Origin of the sequence: Nonomuraea mangrovi (assembly GCF_042681425.1) — a bacterium.
Lineage (GTDB): Bacteria > Actinomycetota > Actinomycetes > Streptosporangiales > Streptosporangiaceae > Nonomuraea > Nonomuraea mangrovi.
Genome location: NZ_JBHUFV010000015.1, coordinates 163,388 through 181,193 on the forward strand (window position 1 = coordinate 163,388; position 17,806 = coordinate 181,193).

The following is a 17,806-nucleotide window of genomic DNA, read 5'->3' on the forward strand; positions in this document are numbered from 1 at the left end:
AGCTACGTTGCATTCAGATTGATGTCAATCGAGTGAAAGGCGTTTGTCCAGGTGTATGGCGACAAATTGGTGCAATGACGCTGGGCTCGAATGCAATGCTGCGTTGCAATGAATGGTCGTGAAGGCAATACTGGCGCCATGCCAGGAGGACGGTTGACCCAGCAGGACCGCCAGCGCATCGCGGTCGGACTCGCCGACGGGCTCTCCTACGCCGAGATCGCCAGGCGGCTCGGCCGGCCGACCTCGACGATCAGCCGGGAGATCCGACGCAACGGCGGTCCCGGCGGCTACCTGCCCCAGCAGGCGCACAAGGCGACGGTCCAGCGGGCGCGGCGTGGCACACCGGCACCCCCACGCGCGACCACGTCGCCGGGCGGAACGCTGGAAGAGGAGATCATCGAGATGGCGGTCAGGACGGGGCTGCCGAGGATGACCGCGCGCGTGCACCTCGACCTGTTGCTGTCCGAGGACGGCAGGCGCACCGCGGCCGAGCTGACCCGCAGGCTGAAGGTGAGCCCAGCCTCCGTCTCCGTGGCCGTGAACTACCTGGTCCAGCAGGGGTGCGTCCGGCGCGAGCGCGATCCGCGGCGGCGTCGCGACATCTACGTGGTCGATGACGACGCCTGGTACCACTCGATCGTGATCAGCTCGCGGCAGACGCTCGAGGCGGCGCGGGCCTCGATGGCGGCGGCGCGGACGGCAGGGCTCGACAGCCCCGCGGGGCAGCGGCTGGCCAGGGGAGGGGCGTTCCTGGAGCGGGTCAGCCTGGACCTGATGGTCTCGGCCGACCGCTGGCGCGCCCTCCTGGCGTGATGGATCTCATCCGCCACCTGGGGAGCGGGCAGACCGGTTCCTGCTGATCGTCACCGACCCGCGCCACGTCGCCCCGGAGTTCGATCCTGGGGGGAGGGGCGTGAAAGGCCCCGCTCGGCCGCCGGGGCGTGACCTCTGGGGAACGGGCGGGAAGCGGGACGGACGAACGGCGGCCTGTCGCCGGGCCGCCGTTCGTGTCGTTCACCTACTTGTTCGCCTCGGCGATCGGGTCAGGGATGGGTACGGCCTGGCCCAGCGCGTCGGCGTCGTACACCCCGTCGGCCGGAGCGGCGATCTTGACCGAACCCCACCGGCTGACGCGTGTCCCGGTCTTCACCGACATGCCGTCTGTGCTGGGCAGGGTGGCCGAGAAGCTCTTGACCAGGCCCTTCCCGTCGAGGGTGAGCGTCCAGGAGATGGCGCCCTTCGTCGCGAAGGCCCGCAGCCGCGGCGCCACCGAACGCAGTCCGGCGACCGAGGTCGTGCCCTTCACCACGCCGCCCTTCGCGGGCCCGGCGCCGGCCAGCAGCGTCTTGAGCGTCCCGGGAGCCAGGACGTCGATCAGCGGCGCGCCGGGGGACGTGACGGGCTCCTCGAACCGCAGCCATGTCATTCCCGTCGGCAGCGCGTTACGGACGAGCTCGCCCGACACGTAGGTTTCCTTGCCGATGGTGACGAACCGCGAGGTTCCGGCCAGGGCCGAGAGGGCGTGGACGTCGCCGGGCTCGATCGAGGCGAACAGCGCGAGGCTGAGGTCTCCCTTGAACGTCAGGTCGCTGCCCTTGCCGGGCTGGATCTTGCCCTTCTCGGTGAAGCTGATCAGCTTCTTGCCCTTGACGCTCATCGTGGTGCTGGAGGTGACCTCCGCGCCCTTGCCCGAGGAGATCTGCGCCTTGAGAGCCTTGACCGGATCCGGTCTGGCCGCGGCCTGGGCGGGGACGGCGGTGACGAGGGCGACGCCGGTGGTCAGCGCGAGGCCGGCGATGACGCGCCTCACTTGTCGGCCTCGGTGAGCATCTCGGGCATGCCGGGCACGGTGGGCAGTTCCTTGCCGAGGTCCTTGCTGTCGACCCACGACTCGGCGGGAGGCTCGGTCACCTTGACCGTGGAACCCCAGCCGGTGAACCGGCTGTCGGTGGTGAAGTCCAGCGTCTCGCCCTTGCCCGCCGGGAGCGAGACCTTGGTGGTGAACCGGCTCACGAGGCCCTTGCCGTCGAACTGGAGCATCCAGGTGAGCTTCTGGCCGGCTCGGAAGGCCAGGGGCTTGCCGGGCAGCCGGCCGACCTTGATGGTGCCCTTGGCCACGCCGTTCTTGAACGAGGAGACGCTGGCGAGCAGGGTCTTGAGCGTGCCGGGCGAGAAGAGGTCGACCTCGGCGCCCGCAGGGCTCGCGTCCACTCTCGGGCCGCGCACCCAGGTCTTGCCCTCGGGCAGTGAACTGGCGACGAGCCCGCCGGACAGGTAGCTCCAGCGCTTGATGTTGATCTGGCGTGTGGGAGTGCGCACCAGCTCCTTGAGCGCCTGGCTCTCCTTCTCGTCGTCGAGCGCCGCGACGAGGATCGGGTCGATGCGGAACTTGACGGTCTTGTCGGAGGCGGCGACCCCCGACGCGCCGAACTCGGAGACGCCGCTCTCACTGGCGGTGAGGATCGGGTCGCCGGAGATCGACATCCGTACGGTGGCGGAGGTCTTGACGCCCTTGCCGGCGACGAACTGCGCCTTGAGCGTCTTGACCGGGTCGGCCTTGGGCGCCGCCGCCTGGGCGGGGGCGGCGGCGATCAACGCGACGCCTGTCGTCAAGGCGAGGCCGATGATGGTTCGCTTCATGAACGTTTTCCTTCTGGAGGGGGAGGAAGATCATTTCACTTGGAGATCACGGGCCTGTCTCGCAGGATGGGATCGCCGGGCAGGGTGTCGTCGAGTCGCCGCTCGTCGATCACCTGGTCGGCGGGCGGGGCGACGATGGCGGCTCGCGAGCCCCAGCCGCTGAAGGTGAGATCCGCTCGGATGAACTCGTTCCGGTTCAGCGGGGCAGTGCTGGTGAAACGCTCGATCACTCCCTTGGAGTCGAGCTGGAGCGCCCACGTGAGCCGCAGATGAGGGGCCATGGACGGCAGGTCCTCGAAGTACCGTCTGAACGACGGGGACACGGCGGCGAGGCTCCTGTACGGCGTGCTCCCCCTGATCACCCGCCCGCGACGGGACGTGGCGTCGGCCAGCAGGGTCTTCAGCGTCGCAGGGGCGAGCACATCGGCCGTTCCCGACCAGAACGAAGGCCCCTCCCAGTCCTTCAGCTTGACCCAGGACCTGCCCTCGGGGAGCCCGCCGAACAGGTTTCCGCTGACGTAGGTCCAGCGGCCGAGCCGGATCCACCGCTGCGGCGTCTCCCACTCGGCCATGTCGACCTGGTCGACGGGTTCGCCATGCTCGCGGAGGAAGTCGTGGAACGCGGGACCATAGCGGAGCGTGCGGGTCATCTCCAGGTTGTCGCGGCCGAAGGCGATGGACCCGACCTGGGACTCGGAGACGTACAGCTTGCCGCCGCTGAACTGCTTGGTGAGCGCCTCGATCCGCACACCCTTGCCGGGGGCGTCGATGACGTGGGGCGGTGCGACCAGAGAGACCGCCGTCAGGACCGAATGGACGAGCATGGCGGCGAGCCTCCCAAGCGAAGATCACGAAATGCGGGAGGCGATGCGCACGGATGGTGAAGGTTCGGTGCAGCCCGACGGCACCCTGGACGGCAGAAGGCCCGGCCCCCGTGGTCGGGAAGCCGGGCCTGGCGCGCAGACTAGCCGGCGGCCTCGGTGAGGACGCTGGGCAGTTCGGGAACCTCGGTGTCGAGGTCGGCCGCGTCGATGACCTCCTCCTCCGGCGGAGCGGTGATGGTGACCTTGGAGCCCCAGTCGGTGTAGCGGGTGTCGGCGGTCATGCTCATCACGCCCAGCAGCCCGAAGTCCAGCTTCGCGACGCTGGTCACCCTCGTCACGAGCTGCTTGGAGTTCAGGGTGATCGCGTAGGCGACCTTGACCTTGCCGATCTTGCCGGGCAGCGAGGTGCCGCTGGAGGCCTTGCTGAGGTCGCTCAGGCTGATCGCGCCCTTGTAGACGCCGCCGCCGGCGGACTTGGCGCCCTTGAGGACGGTCTTGAGCACGGAGCCGTCGAAGATGTTGATCAGCTGGCTGCCGGACAGGGTGGCGTCGGGCGCGCCGGCGACGCGCACCCACTTCTTGCCCTCGGGCAGGTCGCGCGAGTAGATGCCGCCCTTGGCGTACGTCTGGCCCTTGACGCTGATGTACCGGGTGGGGCTGAACAGGGCGGCGAACTCGTCGTCGGCCTTGACCGCCGGGCCACCCTTGGTGCGGCGGGTCAGGTCGGACGCGACGACGCCGGACTTGCCGAACGCGATCACACCGGTCATGCGGCCGACACCGCCGCTGGGCTTGCCGTCGGTGAGCATGGTGGTGGTCTCGGAGACCTTGACGCCCTTGCCGGCGACGAACTGCTTCTTGAGCGCCTCAACCGGGTTCTTCGGCGCGCTGGAGAACGCGAATGCGGGGGTGGCGACCGCGACCGCGGATACGGTGAGCGCGGTGGCGGCGATCAAACGCCTCATGTCTTTATGTGCCCCTTCGGTCAGATGTGCGGGACATCCTAGATCGCTAAAGAGGACAATCGGGCGATTTGCCACACATTGGTATGGCTCGCGAGCGATATCTATGACCCGATGACCTGGGCAGGTCAAGCTTGGGACTAGGCTTCCTTGGCGGAAACGCCCGGCACACGGGGTGGGCCCGGGCCGTCGAACATCAGTCGAATAGCAGGGAGTGAACCCGACGCAGCGCGCGGAGTGGAAGGCCGTAGGGACGAGGCGTTCCGCGAAGCGAGCGAGGAGGGGGAGCGACCAAGGAGAAGGACGGACCCTCGTGGACCTGTTCGAACATCAGGCGAAGGAGCTCTTCGCGGACTACGGCATCCCGGTGCCGCGCGGCATCGTCGCGCACACCGTGGAGGAGGTGCGTGCGGCTGCCGAGCAGCTGACCGGCCGCGTTGTTGTCAAGGCCCAGGTCAAGACCGGGGGCCGTGGCAAGGCCGGCGGCGTCAAGGTCGCCGATGACGCGGCGGACGCCGTCGCGAAGGCCACCGACATCCTCGGAATGGACATCAAGGGCCACACGGTCCACAAGGTGCTCGTGGAGGAGGCCAGCGCGATCGCCGAGGAGTACTACTTCTCCTTCCTGCTCGACCGCGCGAACCGTACCTTCCTCGCGATCTGCTCCGCCGCCGGCGGTATGGACATCGAAGAGGTCGCCCACAGCGCACCCGACAAGGTCGCCAAGGTGCCGGTCTCGGCGCTGACCGGCGTCGACCGCGCCAAGGCGCGCGAGATCGCCGTCGCCGGCGGCCTGCCCGAGCAGTCCCTGGACGGCGCGGCCGAGCTCATCGAGAAGCTCTGGTGCTGCTTCGTCGACGAGGACGCCTCGCTCGTCGAGGTCAACCCGATGATCCTGTCGGCCGACGGCCAGGTGAAGGCCCTCGACGGCAAGGTCACGCTCGACGACAACGCGACCTTCCGCCAGGCCGACCACGAGAAGTTCGCCGACAAGGCCGCCGAGGACCCGCTCGAGGCCGCGGCCAAGGAGAAGGACCTCAACTACGTCAAGCTCGACGGCAACGTCGGCATCATCGGCAACGGCGCTGGCCTTGTCATGTCCACCCTCGACGTCGTCGCCTACGCGGGCGAGGCCTTCCCCGGCCAGCCCAAGCCGGCCAACTTCCTCGACATCGGCGGCGGCGCCAGCGCCGAGGTCATGGCCGCCGGCCTGGAGATCATCCTCTCCGACGCCGCGGTAAAGTCGATCTTCGTGAACGTCTTCGGCGGCATCACCGCCTGCGACGCCGTCGCCAACGGCATCGTCTCGGCGTTCAAGCTGCTGGAGGAGCGCGGCGAGGCCGTGACCCGCCCCCTGGTCGTCCGGCTGGACGGCAACAACGCCCTGCTCGGGCGCCAGATCCTGCACGACGCCGCGCTCAAGGGCGTCGAGCTGGTTGACACGATGGACGACGCGGCCAAGCGCGCCGCCGAGCTCGCTGCGGTAGGTGCGTAATGGCAATCTGGCTGACCGAGAACAGCAAGATCATCGTTCAGGGCATGACCGGCGGTGAGGGCACCAAGCACGCCAAGCGCATGCTCGCCTCCGGCGCCAGGGTCGTCGGTGGCGTGAACGCCCGCAAGGCGGGCACCACCCACCTGGACCTGCCGGTCTTCGGCACCGTCAAGGAGGCCATGGAGCAGACCGGCGCCGACGTCTCCGTCGTCTTCGTGCCCCCGGCCTTCACCAAGGACGCGGTCATCGAGGCCGTCGACGCGGGCATCCCGCTCTGCGTGGTCATCACCGAAGGCGTGCCGGTCCACGACACCACGGCCTTCTGGGCCTACGCGGTGTCCAAGGGCAACAAGACCCGCATCATCGGCCCGAACTGCCCCGGCATCGCCTCGCCCGGCGCGTCGAACGCGGGCATCATCCCGGCCGACATCACCACCGCGGGCCGCATCGGCCTGGTGTCGAAGTCGGGCACGCTGACCTACCAGCTCATGTACGAGCTGCGTGACTTCGGCTTCTCGACCGCCGTCGGCATCGGTGGCGACCCCGTCATCGGCACCACGCACATCGACGCGCTCCAGGCCTTCCAGGAGGACCCGGGCACCGACGCCATCGTGATGATCGGTGAGATCGGCGGCGACGCCGAGGAGCGGGCCGCCGCCTACATCGAGCAGCACGTGACCAAGCCGGTCGTGGCCTACGTCGCCGGCTTCACCGCCCCCGAGGGCAAGACGATGGGTCACGCGGGCGCGATCGTGTCCGGCTCGGCCGGCACCGCGCAGGCGAAGAAGGAGGCGCTGGAGAAGGTCGGCGTCCGCGTCGGCAAGACGCCCTCCGAGACCGCCCGCCTGATGCGCGAGATCATGCAGTCCCGCTAGTCCCGTCTCCGCGGGGCTCTCCCGAGCCCCTCAGTACGGCAAAGCGTGGTGACGGCCACCGGGGTCACTCGGTGGCCGTCCGCATGTCCACGCCACTCCAGCGGGACTCCGGTGCCCGCCGCCACGCCAGGACCGCGAGCCGGCTCAGGCGCGGAAACGGCGGCGGGGGGCGGCTTGCCGTACAGGATGAATCGCGGGCGCCCGGCGCGGCTGTGGGGTTCTTGACTGAAAACTTGAGAACATCGAGCACTGTGACGGCCCTTCTCGACCAACTGCGGACAGCTCCCCGGACGGTACTGAGCAAGATCTCCGGAGATGACGACGAGACGAGGCGGCCGCTGCCCGTCTCAGGGATGCTCGCGGCGGCGGCCACGTTGGGGGTCGGGCTGGCCGTGCTCATCACCCTCACCCTGGTCGGCTGGATCGCCGCGCCGAGGGGCGCGCTCGGCACGGGCCTGCCGGGCGTGTTCCGCACCGCCGCGCAGATCTGGCTGGCCGCGCACCACGCGGGGTTCGCCTGGCCCGGCGGGCAGCTCGGGTTGCTGCCGCTGGGGCTCATGGTGCTGCCCGCCGTGCTGCTGTACAAGGCGGCCATCTGGATGGCACGCGACGCCGACCTGCGGCTGCGGCTGCCCGCGCGGCTGCCGAAGAACAGCCCGAAGGAGCAGGCGGGCGCCAGGCGCAAGGCTCAGCTCGTGCTGGTGGCGCAGGCGGGGGTCTCGCTGGCCGCGCCGTACGCGCTGCTGGCCGGGTTGATCGCCCTGGTGGCCAGGAACGACGTCACCCAGCCCTTCATCGGCGAGGCGCTGCTCAGCCACTTCCTGCTGGCGTTCGTCGCGGGCGTGCTGGCCACCGCGCGCACGATCGGCCCCTGGCGCTCGATGCTGCGGCTGCTGCCCGAGCGGCTGCGCGCCGTCACGGTCGGCACGGCGGTCGCCGTCGCCCTGCTGCTGGTCGCGGGCCTGGTGCTGGTGCTGGTGGCGATCGCGGTCAACTTCTCACAGGTGGCCGACCTGACGAGCGGCCTCGCCCCCGGGTTCGTCGGCGGGCTGCTGCTCGTGCTGGTCCAGGGCCTGTACCTGCTGAACGCCGTCATCTGGGGGCTGGCCTACATCGCGGGGCCCGGCTTCGCCGTCGGCACGGGCACGCTGGTCGCGCCGACGGGCGTGCAGCTCGGCTACGTGCCCACGCTGCCGCTGCTCGGCGCGCTGCCCGACAACGGGCCCGTGCCCGGCCTCATGATGGCGGTGATCGCGCTGCCGTTCGCGGCGGGCGCCGTCGCGGGCGTGGTGGTCGCCAGGATCGCGCCCTCGCCGTCGTATGAGGCGGCGCCGCTGTGGGGGTTCGTCACCGGCATCACCACCGGGCTCGCCGCGGGGGTGCTCGCCGCGCTGTCGGGCGGGCCGATCGGCGGGGCCAGACTGGCCGTCGTCGGGCCCTCGCCGTGGGAGGTGGCGCTGTCGGTCGGTCTGGAGGTCGGCGTCGCCGCCGGCATCTCGGCGGGGCTGGCCAACTGGTGGCTGCTCTACCAGGGCGCGCGGGGCAAGGGCCCGATCGCGCGCAAGCTGAGCACGGCGCGCAAGGCGGGGGCGGTCATCGCGAAGGCGGCGAGCAAGGTCGGTTTCGCCGAGTCCGAGGGGCGTGCCCTGCCAGGGCACTGGATGGACGCCACGGAGGCGGACACCCAGCCGATCCCGATCATCAGGGACGACTGGCAGGACGAGCACGCGTCGGCGGCGGCCGAGGCCGTGCCGCGGCCCGAGCCGCGACGGCCCGAATCGCCCAGGCCGCCCCGCCGCGACATCGTGGACGAGTCGGACGACCGTGGCGGCCACGTGATCTACCTCGATCCCTACGCGTGGGACCGCGACTGAGGAACCCGACCACGGCTCACGGACAGGGGCTCACGGACAGGGGCTCACGGACAGCGGGCTCGCGGCTCAGGGGTTCGAGGACCGGGGCCCGCGCGGGGCTACTGCACCGACTTCAGGAAGTCGATCACGCCGGGCGGGAGCTTGGCCGCGGCCGCGTCCCTGAACCCGTCGAAGCACGCGCTCTTCGCCTGCACCGTGCCCGCGCCCTTGAGGCACTCCTGGTAGGCGGAGTACTCGTCCATCAGATACAGCTGCATGGCCGTCGCGGAGGCCGAGAGCATCAACGACACCGTGGCGACCACGATGCCTCCCACCGCCACACCCTGGGACCTGCCGGCGCCGCGCAGCAGCGGCACCGCCCTGAATCCCGCGACCAGCGCGAAGACGGCCATGACCAGGCCGGCGAGCGGGAGCATGAACGTCATGGCCAGCGCCGCGATGGCCAGCCATATCGCCCTGCGGCCCGCGGACTCCGCGAGTTGCTGGCCGCCCGGTGCCTGCACCGGTGTCGTCACCTGACCTCCTCAACGTTGCCGGACGAGGAACAGATACCCTGGCAGCCCCACCCGAGCATGCGAATGGAGTGCGCCTGTGTCCCAGGCAGGTCGGCTTGTGGTTCTCGTCTCCGGCTCTGGAACCAACCTACAGGCCCTTCTGGATGCCTCAGCAGACCCGTCGTACGGTGCCACGATCGTGGCCGTCGGCGCGGATCGCGACGGCATCGAGGGGCTGGCCAGAGCCGAGCGCGCGGGCGTGCCGACGTTCGTGGAGAAACTCTCCTCGTACGGCTCCCGCGCCGACTGGGACACGGCCCTCGCCGCCCGCATCGCCGTCCACAAGCCCGACCTGGTGGTCGCGGCGGGATTCATGAAGATCCTCGGCGAGCCCACGCTGAGCGCGTACCCCGTGCTCAACACCCATCCGGCGCTGCTGCCGTCCTTCCCTGGAGCCCACGGCGTGCGCGACGCGCTGGCCCACGGCGTCAAGGTCACCGGCTGCACGGTGATGCTGGCCGACGCCGGCGTCGACACCGGGCCCATCGTCGCTCAGGAGGCGGTGCGCGTCTTCGACGGAGACGACGAGCACCTGCTCCACGAGCGCATCAAGACCGTCGAACGAGGGCTGCTCGTCGACACAGTCGGCCGGATGGCCCGCGAGGGATGGACCATCGCCGGCCGTACCGTCCGCCTCGGATCAGGAGGAGAACAGAAGTGACCGAGCGCAGCGAGAGCGCTTTCCAGTCCGACACCCGCATCGCCATCAGGCGCGCGCTGATCGCGGTGTACGACAAGTCCGGGCTCGAGGAACTGGCCCGCGCGCTCGACGCCGCGGGGGTGGAGATCGTCTCGACCGGTGGCACGGCGGCCGCGATCGCGTCCTTCGGCGTGGCCGTCACCAAGGTCGAGCAGCTGACCGGCTTCCCCGAGTGTCTGGACGGCAGGGTCAAGACCCTGCACCCGCGCGTCCACGCGGGCCTGCTGGCCGACCTGACGAAGGAGCATCACGTCGCCCAGCTCGCCGAGCTGGAGATCGACCCGTTCCAGCTGGTCGTGGTCAACCTTTACCCGTTCCAGCAGACCGTGGCCTCGGGGGCGTCCGACGCCGAGTGCGTCGAGCAGATCGACATCGGCGGGCCCGCCATGATCCGCGGCGCCGCCAAGAACCACGCCACCTGCGCCGTCGTCGTCGACACCGGCTCCTACGGCGAGATCTACCGGGCGCTCGACCAGGGCGGCTTCACCCTTGACGACCGCAAGCGGCTGGCGGGAGGCGCCTACGCGCACACGGCCGCCTACGACGTCGCCGTGGCCGGCTGGTTCGCCTCGACCTACACCGGCGACCAGCGGTTCACCGGCGCGGCGGGGCAGCTCAAGAGCGTCCTGCGCTACGGCGAGAACCCGCACCAGCAGGCCTCCCTGTACGTCTCGGAGGACGGCGGGCTCGCCAACGCCGAGCAGCTGCACGGCAAGGAGATGTCCTACAACAACTACCTCGACGCCGACGCCGCCTGGCGGGCCGCGTGGGACTTCGACGCGCCGTGCGTCGCGATCATCAAGCACCAGAACCCGTGCGGGATCGCCGTCGGCGGCGACGTCGCAGACGCCCACCGTAAGGCCCACGCGTGCGACCCGGTGTCGGCCTACGGCGGGGTCATCGCGGTCAACGGGGAGGTGACCGTCGAGCTGGCCAGGCAGATCGCGGACGTGTTCACCGAGGTGGTGGTCGCGCCCGCGTTCGCCCCCGAGGCGCTCGCCGTCCTCACAGAGAAGAAGAACCTGCGCCTGCTGCGCTGCGAGCAGCGGCCCGCCAACGCCACCGAGTTCCGCAGGATCGACGGGGGGCTGCTCGTGCAGACCGCCGACAGGATCGACGCTCCGGGCGACGCGCCCGAGAACTGGGAGCTCAAGGCGGGCCCGGCGGCCTCGCCCGAGCTGCTGAAGGACCTCGACTTCGCGTGGCGGGCCTCCAGGTCGGTGAAGTCCAACGCGATCGTGCTGGCCTCCGAGGGGGCCACGGTCGGCGTCGGCATGGGCCAGGTCAACCGGGTCGACTCCTGCCGCCTCGCGGTCACCCGCGCAGGGGACAGGGCGGCGGGGTCGGTGGCCTCCTCCGACGCGTTCTTCCCGTTCGCCGACGGGCCCGAGGTGCTCATCGCGGCGGGTGTGAAGGCGATCGTGGAGCCCGGCGGGTCGATCAGGGACGACGAGGTCATCGCGGCGTGCGAGAAGGCCGGCGTCACCCTCTACTTCACGGGGACGCGGCACTTCTTCCACTGACGCGCCGGTACGGCTACCGCTCCCGCGTGTGGCGCGGTAGCCGTCACGGGGGATAGGACCGTGGCGGGAGAGACAGGTGTAAACCGCGACGACCATGCTTGGACGGCGGTTATGGTGAGTCCTCTGTCTGGTTCTTCCCCCGGAGTCCACTTATGCCGATGCTCGAATCGATCCTGCATGTCTTCGTGGCCGTGAACGGCTTCTCCACGAGCCCGGTCGTCCTCGTGGTGCTGGCCTTCGTCGGCGCCTATTTCGGGGCGAAGCTCGTGGAGGTCATTCCCTTCACGCGGCGGATCATCGAGCGTCGTGAGGCTCAGGCGGCGGAGCGGCAGTAGGCCGGCCCGCCGTCCACGCCAGCTTGGCGGCACCGGCCAGCGCGGCCCGGACGCCCAGCCGGGAGCGGCGGATCTCGACGCGCTTGACGAAGTCGAGGCCGGCCAGCTCGTCCATGGCGCGGCGCAGCGGGTCGAAGAGGATCGGACCGGCGTTGGCGACGCCGCCGCCGATGACCACGTGTGTCACCTCGACCGCGGCCGCCGTCGAGACGATCATCGCGGCCAGCGCGCGGGCGCCCCGCCCGAACGCCGCGACCGCCACGGGGTGGCCCGCCGCGGCGTCCCTGGCCAGCATCGCCCCGTCCGGCACGACCTCCCCGGTCGCCTCCGTCCCGCCGACCGCGGGGCCGGAGTCGGCGGGTGAGGGGGTCCAGCCGTTCTCGGTGGCCCAGCGGACCAGGTTGGGGCCGCTGGCGTACCGCTCGACGCATCCGCGGCTCCCGCACGCGCACGGGTCGCCGTCGGGGTCGACCGTCATGTGCCCGACATGTCCGGCGTTGCCGGTGGGGCCGAGCAGCGGCGCACCGTCGATGACCAGCCCACCGCCGATGCCCGTCGAGACCACGATGCCCAGCATCGACCGGCTCTCGGCGCCGGTGCCGAGCCAGTGCTCGCCGAGCGCGAAGCACTGCGCGTCCCCCGCCAGCACGGTCGGCAGCCCGGTGAGCTCCCGCACCCGTTCCCTCAGGGGGAAGTCCCTCCAGGTGGTGATGTTGACCGGGCTCACCGTTCCCACGGCCAGGTTGAGCGGGCCCGCGCAGCCGATCCCGACCGCGACGGGCACCGGCCCTTCGGCCACCATCTCGGCGATGAGCAGGGCGAGCGCGTCGAAGACGTCCTCACGAGGCGTCGGGCGCGTGGCCGAGCGCAGGACGGCGCCTTCGCGGTCGACGAGGGCCGCCGCGAGCTTGGTGCCACCGATGTCGATGGCGAGTACGTAGGTCATCAGTGTTTGTGGTGGTTGTCGGGCTGGCGAGGGTCGCCAGGATGTTCGAGGCCGGGGACGAGCTCCACCCGCGCCGCCCGCTGCACGTCCAGCCAGCGGGCGAACGCCCGCCGCCCGGCCGCCGCCACGAGCTCCGCGTCAGCCGAACCGCCCGCAGGCGCGGAGGCGGGCACAGAAGCGGGCACAGAAGCGGGCACAGAAGCGGGCACGGAAGCGGAAGCCGGGGCGGGCACGGGAGCGACGTCGGGGGCGGGGGCGGGGGCGGAAGCCGCGGCTAGACCGGCGGCAGGGGCGGAAGCGGGGGCGGGACGGGCGATGGCCACGTGCCAGCCGAGCGGGTCCCTGACCGGCCCGGCCTGCGTCCCGTACGGCAGGCTCCGCAACGCGGCCGCGATCGCGGAGGGCAGCGTGTCGAGGGAGATCGCCCCGAGCGGCTCCAGGTCGTCGGGGGTGGCGTCGGCGGCGGCGCGCTCGTCGGCGTAGAGCCCGTGCCGTACCAGATGGAGGGGCGGGGAGGGTTCCCGCGGCGGCGGCGACCACGCGGCGGGGACGCGCGCCGACGCGGTCACGGAACGGTGGACGGCGCGGACCCACGGGCTGCCGTTGTAGGCGGAGGCGTTGATGGAGCCCAGCTCGACGGCGGCGAGGCGGTCGAGCGCCGGGCCTTCGAGCGGCGCGAGACCCCTGGCAAGCGCCTCGTGCTCGCACAGCACCTCCGTCAGGATGACCTGCGTCAACCAGCGGGCCATCTGCCTGTCCTCGGAGCTGCCGGGCGCGGGCAGGGCGGCGCTGAGCGGCCCTTCCCGCAGGCCGCGCAGGCGGGCGTCCAGGAGGTCGCGGGGGACGGCGTGCCCGTCGACCGTTCCGATCACGGCCCCGTGGACGTGAGCGGGGTGGGAATGGGTCATCGCGCGACCTCCACGCGGACGGCGGGCGTGTACTGGCATCTGCCGTACCACATGATCTTGGCCAGCGCCCAGGAGCGGACCTCGGGGGCGTCGGGCGGGACCGAGACGGGGAAGGAGACGTCCACCTCCGCGCCCGGGGCCACCTCGAAGCCTTGGACGACGGAGGGGAGCAGCTCCCACGTGCCCCACGGGGAGGCGAGCTGGGCCTCGCCGCGGATGGGCCCCGCGGTGGTGTTGGCCAGGCGTATGGTCAGGGCGGCCCGGTCACCGGGACGCAGGCGGAGCTCCTCGGTGACGGCGGTGACCGACAGCCCTGTCGGCCTGCCTTCGTCCGCCCTGGTCCCCTGCGCGGCCTCCCCGTCCCCTGGCACGGACTCGATGGGCGCGGGCAGCTCGGGGGCGTCGCCGAGCGCGACGGTGACGGCGTCCTCGATCACCTGACCGCCCACCTGGGTGCGGACGGTCACGAAGTGCAGACCCTGGCCCTCGCCGGGAGTGACGGTGAACGGGAAGCGGGCGTGGCCGCCCGGTTCGAGGCGGAAGACGCGCCGGGACGGCTCGGCGGTCCAGCCGTCGGGCAGCTCCAGCGTCACCACGCCCTCGTGGGGCGCGTCCACGAGGTGGGAGGAGACGACGACGTCCATCTCGAACGGGCCCGCGGAGGTGACGAGGCCGGGGGAGGCGGCCAGGCTCACGGGGAGGTAGCCGAGCGGGGCGGGCCCCTTGTTGTGCAGCCAGTAGCGGCTGTAGACCGGCTGGGCGATCTCGGCGGTCGCGCCGAGGACCCCGCTCGACCGGTCGAGGGGCGCGGGGGCCACGAAGGTGGCGACCTCGGCGCCCGCCAGGGAGAGCGTGTCCTGTGTGCCGGGGCCTTCGAGCAGGTCGGAGCGGACCAGGCCGTCCAGGTCGAGGACGGGCGAGTGCAGTGAGGCTGTCGCGCCCAGGCCCGTCGACTCGGTCAGCCTGATCGTCACCCCGTCCTGTTCCGCCGAGACGCCGTGTGCGAGCGGGTTACCCGTGGCCTTGACCGTGCTGAACAGCACCTCACGCGGCGGGTCCACCCGCAGCAGCGAGTGCAGCGGCGGCAGGTCGCCGCCCTGGGCGGGGAGCACGCGGGGCAGCAGCGGCGTGCTGAACTCCTGTCCCGCCGCGGGCAGGCCGAGCGCGCGCCAGTCGCCGTCGCCCGCCGCCAGCGCGTAGGAGAACTCGTGCGTCCAGTGCTGTAGCTGGAACCCCGATCCGTCAGGTGTCGTACGGCGGGGCGGATCCAGCCACACGCCCGAGGGCCAGCCGGTGCACGAGCGCATCAGCGACAGGTGCAGCGCCCCCGAAGGGTCGACGGCGAAGCCCGGCAGGCCGTACGTGAGGAGGGCGACCGTCCTGTCCTCCAGCTCCTCGCCTCCGACGGGGCACAGGGCGTGGATGACCGCCCCGTCCAGCAGCTGGTCGGCCGGGTCGGTCACGATCAGCGCGGGCAGGGCGCGCACGTCCCGCAGGTCGGCGCTCGGCTGCCACACCTCGGCCAGCGGCTTCTCGGCGGGCACCCACACCCGGCTCGCGCCCGCCTCGAGCGCGTCGAGGAAGGCGGGGTCGCTGCGCGACAGCAGCTCGGCGGCCAGCGGGTTGGTGCCGGGGCCGCCGAGGATGATGCGCACGTCGGGCAGGTTGGAGTCGACGTCGAGCCAGCCGTACCTGGAGCCGGACGCCGAGGAGGTCGTGGCGGTCACGCCCACCCTGGCCAGTGCCACCACCAGGTCGCGGGCGGCGGCCGCCTCCTCGTGGGAGCGGACGACGATCTCCGCCACGCCGATCGCGCGGGCCCCGGCCCCGCCCAGGTCGACGCGGGCGGTGGACGACAGGCCGAACCAGGTGTTGGCGGGGTTGTCCAGCGTCCATGGGTGCTCGGCGCTGTCGACGTCCGGCAGGGCGAATCCGCGTCCGACGACCGCGCCCGCGACGTCGGAGACGGGCAGCGCACCCCGCACCTGGGCGGGGAAGCGAACCCTGAGCAGCCGGTCGGCGCCGGCGTGGTCGAGGACGCGGGTGGCGAACTCGACCCGCTCGTCCCTGAGCGTGACGACCTGCTCGTAGGACAGGTCGCCGATCTCGCCGGTGACGATCAGGCGGGAGCCGAGCGGGCTGGTCTCGGCTCTCACGGTGGCGGTGGTGGTGCCGGTGCCGGTGATCGCGCCCGTGGGGATGAGGTGCCAGGGGCCCTCGCCCATGTCGGGGTGCTGCGGGTACTCGTCGTAGAGCCGCAGCTCGTTGCCGAGGCCGGTCAGCAGCTCGCGGCCGTCCCTGATGAGGGAGGTCAGGCCGCCGCCCCGCGCGGGGTCGGCGGTGACGCGCCAGCGCCCGCTCTCGATGGTGTGGCCCTCGATCGGCTGCCACCCGTCGGCGTCGCCTTCGATCACCTGGTAGGCCCGCCAGCCGAGCGCGGGCACGTCCTCGGCGAGGAAGACGTGCGTGCCGTCCTCGACGACCGAGGGGGCGTCCACCCGCAGCCCCGGCTCCAGCCGTACCCTGACCAGGCCGTCGCGGGCGAAGGAGAGCGTGTTGGTGACGACGACAGAGCGGCCGTCCACGGCCACGCGCCCCAGCAGCGCGTCGAGGGCGCGGTCGCGGGCGTCGGCGGCCAGGTCGTACGCCTCGCGCCAGCCGGTGAGCAGGTCGACGTAGACCTGGTCGGACTCGGAACCGGTGATCGCGTCGTGGTGCGCGCCGTAGGCGAGCTGCCGCCACACCTTGTCCAGCGCCGCGTGCGGGTAGCGGCCGAGACCCAGCAGCGACGCGAACGCGGCGAGCCGCTCGGCGTCGAGCGCGGCCACCTCGGCGGCGCGCTGGGCCTGCTTGGTGTCGATGTACGAGACGTCCTTGCCGGTGTAGATGGGGTTCATGTCGCGTGTCTGCGGGCTGAACGTGCTCGTCGCGGCCTTCACCGCCTCGAAGAAGTCGTGCGGCACCGCGCAGACGAACTTCGGCCACACGTAGCGGGCGGCCCACTCCCTGTGGATCTCGGTCACCCACTTGTTCGGCGGGGTGTAGTCGGTGCCGACGGGCAGCAGCACGTTCTTGGTGGCCGCGACGGGCTTGAGGCTCGCGAACAGCTCGTGGACCGCCGTCATCGCCTCCTCCAGCGTCGCCGAGGAGTCCATCCACCAGCCCGCCGAGTAGTGCGCGGGCATGTAGTGCGTCACGACCCCCAGCCCCGACGGCGAGATCCACTCGAACTCGCTCGGGAACTGCATCAGCGTGGCGTCGTTCTTGGCCTGCCTGAAGTTCTTGCTGATCGGGCCCCACTGGTGGAAGGGCCCGCGTGCCCACGCGCTGCCCGTCAGGCCCGCGGCGGCCAGGTAGCCGGGGAACTGCGGGTCGTGGCCGAACGCGTCGAGCTGCCACGCCGTCCGGGGCTCGCCGCCGAGGATGTCGCGCTGGTAGCCGATGCCGTACACGATGTTGCGGATCGTGGTCTCGGCGCCGGTCAGGTTGGTGTTGGGCTCGTTGTAGGTGCCGCCCATCAGCTCGACCCTGCCCTCGGCCATGAGGCGGCGCAGGTCGGCCCTGCGCTCGGGGTGGATGTCGAAGAACGGCTTCAGATAGTCGATCTCGGCGAGCACGAACTTGTAGTCGGGGTCCCGCGCGGCCAGCGCCAGGTGCGCCTCCACCAGCGCGAACGCGTTGCGCTCCCACAGCGGCCTGGTCGTCGCGTCACCCGACAGCAGCTCCCACGGGCTGGTGTAGGCCGCCTGCGTGTTCCACCAGACGGGGTCGTAGTGGAAGTGCGACACCATGTGCATCGTCCAGCCGGGCTCCTCGACGGTCACCTCGGCGGCGATCTCGCTGCCCGCCGCGCTCACGTGGCAGTGGAGCGTGCTTCCCACCGGGGCGCTCACCTCGAGCGGAACCTCCACCACGACGGTTCCCTCGCCCGCGGGCACGATCGCGTGGCCCGCGATCCCCTCACCGCGCACCTCCAGGCCGGTGTCGTGCTCGCCCTGCTCGGCGGTGACCCTGAGGACCTGGTACGGCTGCGCGTCCGTCCCCACGAAAAGGTCGGTCGACTCGGCGGACAACAGGCGAACGGGCACGGGGTCTCCCTCGGCGTCCTTGGGGGCTGTCGCCGTCACCCTAGGTCCTATCAAGATCAATGGCAACGTTGTCATAGCCGTG

At 71.3% G+C, this 17,806-nt stretch carries 15 protein-coding genes; 7 read left to right on the forward strand and 8 right to left on the reverse strand.

From position 1 onward, the window contains the following. Window positions 1-153: 153 nt before the first annotated feature. Complete coding sequence (locus ACFSKW_RS08255; protein WP_379570819.1) at window positions 154-813, forward strand: GbsR/MarR family transcriptional regulator; 660 nt, start codon at window positions 154-156, stop codon at window positions 811-813. Between the two features lie 205 nt (window positions 814-1,018). Here the strand turns inward: ACFSKW_RS08255 and ACFSKW_RS08260 are convergent, their stop codons facing one another. The 4 genes from ACFSKW_RS08260 to ACFSKW_RS08275 form a co-directional block, all read right to left on the reverse strand. Beyond that, a complete protein-coding gene (locus tag ACFSKW_RS08260) occupies window positions 1,019-1,810 on the reverse strand; it encodes a hypothetical protein (protein ID WP_379570821.1) in 792 nt (263 codons plus the stop codon). Continuing rightward, a complete protein-coding gene (locus ACFSKW_RS08265) occupies window positions 1,807-2,640 on the reverse strand; it encodes a hypothetical protein (protein ID WP_379570823.1) in 834 nt (277 codons plus the stop codon). The genes ACFSKW_RS08260 and ACFSKW_RS08265 overlap by 4 nt, the downstream gene beginning before the upstream one ends. Window positions 2,641-2,675: 35 nt before the next feature. Further along, entirely contained in the window at window positions 2,676-3,464 is a 789-nt protein-coding gene (locus tag ACFSKW_RS08270; protein ID WP_379570825.1) for a hypothetical protein, read from the reverse strand. A gap of 140 nt (window positions 3,465-3,604) precedes the next feature. Beyond that, window positions 3,605-4,429: a hypothetical protein gene (locus tag ACFSKW_RS08275; protein WP_379570827.1), complete on the reverse strand. Its 825-nt coding sequence runs from the start codon at window positions 4,427-4,429 to the stop codon at window positions 3,605-3,607. Between the two features lie 310 nt (window positions 4,430-4,739). Here ACFSKW_RS08275 and sucC point away from each other — a divergent pair, with 310 nt between their 5' ends. From sucC to ACFSKW_RS08290, 3 genes are all read left to right on the forward strand, one after another. After that, window positions 4,740-5,921: an ADP-forming succinate--CoA ligase subunit beta gene (gene sucC / locus ACFSKW_RS08280; RefSeq protein WP_379570829.1), complete on the forward strand. Its 1,182-nt coding sequence runs from the start codon at window positions 4,740-4,742 to the stop codon at window positions 5,919-5,921. Further along, the gene (gene sucD / locus ACFSKW_RS08285) at window positions 5,921-6,796 is read left to right on the forward strand and encodes a succinate--CoA ligase subunit alpha (protein WP_379570831.1); all 876 of its coding nucleotides are present in this window, start codon (window positions 5,921-5,923) and stop codon (window positions 6,794-6,796) included. Before sucC ends, sucD begins: the two co-directional genes overlap by 1 nt. 251 nt (window positions 6,797-7,047) lie before the next feature. Continuing rightward, window positions 7,048-8,670, forward strand: coding sequence for a cell division protein PerM (locus ACFSKW_RS08290; RefSeq protein WP_379570833.1), 1,623 nt, complete (start codon window positions 7,048-7,050; stop codon window positions 8,668-8,670). 98 nt (window positions 8,671-8,768) lie between these two features. On the opposite strand, the gene ACFSKW_RS08295 is transcribed toward ACFSKW_RS08290, so the two are convergent. Then, window positions 8,769-9,185 (reverse strand): hypothetical protein, encoded by a 417-nt coding sequence (locus ACFSKW_RS08295; RefSeq protein WP_379570835.1) that lies wholly within the window; start codon window positions 9,183-9,185, stop codon window positions 8,769-8,771. Window positions 9,186-9,261: 76 nt separating this feature from the next. Between ACFSKW_RS08295 and purN the strand changes: the two genes are divergently transcribed. The 3 genes from purN (at window position 9,262) to ACFSKW_RS08310 (ending at window position 11,782) form a co-directional block, all read left to right on the forward strand. Next, window positions 9,262-9,885 (forward strand): phosphoribosylglycinamide formyltransferase, encoded by a 624-nt coding sequence (gene purN / locus ACFSKW_RS08300; protein WP_379570837.1) that lies wholly within the window; start codon window positions 9,262-9,264, stop codon window positions 9,883-9,885. Then, window positions 9,882-11,447 (forward strand): bifunctional phosphoribosylaminoimidazolecarboxamide formyltransferase/IMP cyclohydrolase, encoded by a 1,566-nt coding sequence (gene purH, locus ACFSKW_RS08305; protein ID WP_379570839.1) that lies wholly within the window; start codon window positions 9,882-9,884, stop codon window positions 11,445-11,447. The genes purN and purH overlap by 4 nt, the downstream gene beginning before the upstream one ends. A 158-nt stretch (window positions 11,448-11,605) precedes the next feature. Further along, a complete protein-coding gene (locus ACFSKW_RS08310) occupies window positions 11,606-11,782 on the forward strand; it encodes a hypothetical protein (RefSeq protein WP_379570841.1) in 177 nt (58 codons plus the stop codon). Here the strand turns inward: ACFSKW_RS08310 and ACFSKW_RS08315 are convergent. The 3 genes from ACFSKW_RS08315 to ACFSKW_RS08325 are packed head-to-tail and all read right to left on the reverse strand — an operon-like array spanning window position 11,742 to window position 17,763. Next, a complete protein-coding gene (locus ACFSKW_RS08315; RefSeq protein ID WP_379570843.1) occupies window positions 11,742-12,728 on the reverse strand; it encodes an ROK family protein in 987 nt (328 codons plus the stop codon). The genes ACFSKW_RS08310 and ACFSKW_RS08315 overlap by 41 nt on opposite strands. Beyond that, window positions 12,728-13,636, reverse strand: coding sequence for a DUF7158 domain-containing protein (locus ACFSKW_RS08320; RefSeq protein WP_379570845.1), 909 nt, complete (start codon window positions 13,634-13,636; stop codon window positions 12,728-12,730). The genes ACFSKW_RS08315 and ACFSKW_RS08320 overlap by 1 nt, the downstream gene beginning before the upstream one ends. Beyond that, window positions 13,633-17,763, reverse strand: a complete 4,131-nt coding sequence (locus ACFSKW_RS08325; RefSeq protein ID WP_379570847.1) for a glycoside hydrolase family 38 N-terminal domain-containing protein — start codon at window positions 17,761-17,763, stop codon at window positions 13,633-13,635. The genes ACFSKW_RS08320 and ACFSKW_RS08325 overlap by 4 nt, the downstream gene beginning before the upstream one ends. Window positions 17,764-17,806: the final 43 nt, after the last annotated feature.